The organism is Thiocapsa sp. (assembly GCF_011390875.1).
Classification (GTDB): Bacteria; Pseudomonadota; Gammaproteobacteria; order Chromatiales; family Chromatiaceae; genus Thiocapsa.
This window is the reverse complement of record NZ_JAABRP010000379.1, coordinates 1-2622: the sequence shown is the minus strand read 5'-3', so window position 1 is coordinate 2622 and position 2622 is coordinate 1. Positions and strand designations below refer to the sequence as shown.

Here is a 2622-nt window from a genome sequence, read left to right as displayed (position 1 = left end):
TGCGCGAGCAGCTGAATCCGCTCCACACCGGGCGTCGCCGCGATCATGCGCAGGCTCTTTTTGAGATGGTCGACCGCGTACTCGGCGGATTCAGTGGTGGTGGTGTAGGAGATCAGGAAGTTGCCGGTCGAGGATGCCGGCCAGGTAAAGAAACTGCAGACCTGCTCGCGACCGAAGAAGTGACACAGCTCCGCGGCCGTAAATGCCGCCGTGGCAAAGGTCTCGTTGAAGCCATGGACGTAGAGCATGACCTCCTTCTTCGGCGACATGGCCAAGCGACGCTGGATCTCATCCTGAAAGGCCGCCTTGGTCTCGTCGAACTCGCGCATCTCGACCGGATCCCGACTTAGCGTAGTCTCGCCCGCCCGAATAATCCGGTAGGGCTCAGACGGGAATGCCCCCGACTCCTTGACCGCCCCGAGCTCGAGGGCCACCTCGCGCGTCCGCTCGGCAAGCCGACTCTGGGCCTTCAAGGTCTCCCAATCGATCGCGGGGACCATGCGCACCTCGGCCGAGCCGAACACCATCCCTTTACGGCGCGTCTGCCCATAGGGGAGGCGGCTTTCGGGATCGTCCTCTGCGGCCCGATTGGTGATAAAGAGAAGATCGACTTCGGGGCGCTGTTGCGTGGTTGCGATTTGCTCGAAGAGCACCTGCCCGTTCGGCTCTTGATAGACCAGAGGCGTCGGCATCAGCTGCCGGGGCTTGGTCGCACAGCCCGACAAAACCGCAACCGTCAGCATGAGGGCCGACATCCACGCGAAGGTCCGATTCATTCGGCTTATACCTATTGAAAAAAGGTTAATCTCGGCCACCACCGACGCGACACCAAACCGATGTCGGACAGCAGAAATCCCACTAAAAACGAAAGTATTTAACGCAGGGCATCGAGACGAAGAAACAGATAGTGTGCAAGCCAAACAGGCACTATGATACGCCGCGTTTTCATGTTTCATCTTACCGGAGGACATTTTGATGCCACTCATGACACGCGCGCTCGCCGAGCTGATCGGGACCTTCTGGCTTGTACTTGGCGGCTGCGGTGCCGCCGTCTTTGCAGCAGGCGTTCCCGATGTCGGAATCGGCTATCTGGGCGTCTCTTTCGCTTTCGGTTTGACCGTATTGACGATGGCCTATGCCATCGGTCATATCTCCGGCTGCCATTTGAATCCCGCCGTCTCGCTGGGACTCGCCGTGGGCGGTCGGTTCCCCTTCGCCGACCTTCCGGTCTATGTGATCGCCCAGGTTCTCGGTGCCATTGCCGCCGCGTTCCTGATCTGGTTCATCGCTGCAGACATGGGCGTGCATAAAGAGGGGCAGGCAACCTTTACCCTCGCAGCCAATAGCCTTGCCGTCAACGGTTACGACAGTCTCTCTCCGCAAGGCTACGGCATGATCGCCGGGCTGGTGACCGAGATCGTCATGACAGCCATGTTCCTCTTCATTATCCTGGGCGCGACCGACAAGCGCGGCATCGGCACCCATGCGGGCCTCGCCATCGGCCTGGCGCTCACGCTGATCCATCTGATCTCCATTCCGATCACCAACACCTCGGTGAACCCGGCGCGCAGCACCGGACCCGCGTTGGCGCTGCTCACCGGCGGGCAAGGTCAGGCCGCGAGCCAGCTCTGGTTGTTCTGGGTCGGTCCGCTGATCGGCGCGGCGATTGCCGGCGTGGTGTATCGCCTGTTCGAGCAAAAGCATACGGCTTGACGCGAGCAGGGGCTTTGGGTATCGGCTGCACCCAAAGGCCCCGACGCACGCGACCGAAAGACGGACCGGTCGATCGGTGATCGACCGGTCCGGCAATTGGCCCTTCGCGCCCACGCCATCGCCGATCCAAGTCACCCGCGGACAGGGTGTCATTGTGAACGGATCACCCTTTGCGGTTCCGACTCCCGCCTGTAGGATGAGTTGAACTCCGAAGGCCGAGACACAGCATGCTGCAGGAACCGCTTCCGATCCCCTTGACCGACCTGCGCCGGCGCGTGAATGTCGCACGCAATCTGATTCGTACCATCCTGACGGAGCTCGTCGGTCCCGTCGAGCTGGCCTTTGACTTCTATCGCGAGTGGAACGGCTGCTGGCGCGTTCGCGTCGAGATCAAGGACCCAATCAACGGCCGACTGGAGTTCACCCTGATGGATACCCCGGGCGGCGGCATGCTCGCTCTGCCCCGCCCTCTGCCAGAACGCTGGCGCCTGGAGACCGGGATCCCTGCGACCGACGGGACACGTTGGACCCTGGATACGGAGGGGCACCTCATGCCCTTCTTACCGCCCACCGAAAATCGGTAGGGTGGACAAGCCCCGCGCAGTTCACCGGTGCAGGCCACCTGCGTCGGGGCAAGATGCGGTGGACTTCGCTTTCGCTCCTCCACCCTACCGGCGGGTCTAATAGACGACCACCAGACGTCATATGCACGGTACGGCCGATACATGTCGACATTGGACCAGTGGGGCGAGTTTCGGGAAAGCATCTACTGACCTGGTCGGGGCGACTGAAGTTGCCCCTACAGGCCCTAAAGCGGTCGGGATGCTTACTCTAAACCGCGCCCAGTGCGGTATGCGTAGTTTGTTGGATTGGCTTGGCCGCGCCAGCTCCGACGATCGACGGAACCGG

At 61.6% G+C, this 2622-nt stretch carries 3 protein-coding genes; 2 read left to right on the top strand and 1 reads right to left on the bottom strand.

Annotation, left to right across the window (positions count from 1 at the left end):
• On the bottom strand, positions 1-776 hold a 776-nt coding region (locus tag GPT33_RS18670; protein ID WP_296812128.1), incomplete at its 3' end, for an alpha/beta hydrolase.
• A 199-nt stretch (positions 777-975) separates the two neighbouring features.
• On the opposite strand from GPT33_RS18670, the gene aqpZ reads away from it, so the two are divergent.
• On the top strand, positions 976-1713 hold the full coding sequence (gene aqpZ / locus GPT33_RS18665) for an aquaporin Z (RefSeq protein WP_296812125.1): 738 nt from the start codon (positions 976-978) through the stop codon (positions 1711-1713).
• 227 nt (positions 1714-1940) lie between these two features.
• Positions 1941-2297 carry a hypothetical protein gene (locus GPT33_RS18660; protein ID WP_296812122.1) on the top strand — a complete coding sequence of 119 codons (357 nt, stop codon included), beginning with the start codon at positions 1941-1943 and terminating at the stop codon, positions 2295-2297.
• The last annotated feature ends 325 nt before the right edge of the window (positions 2298-2622 follow it).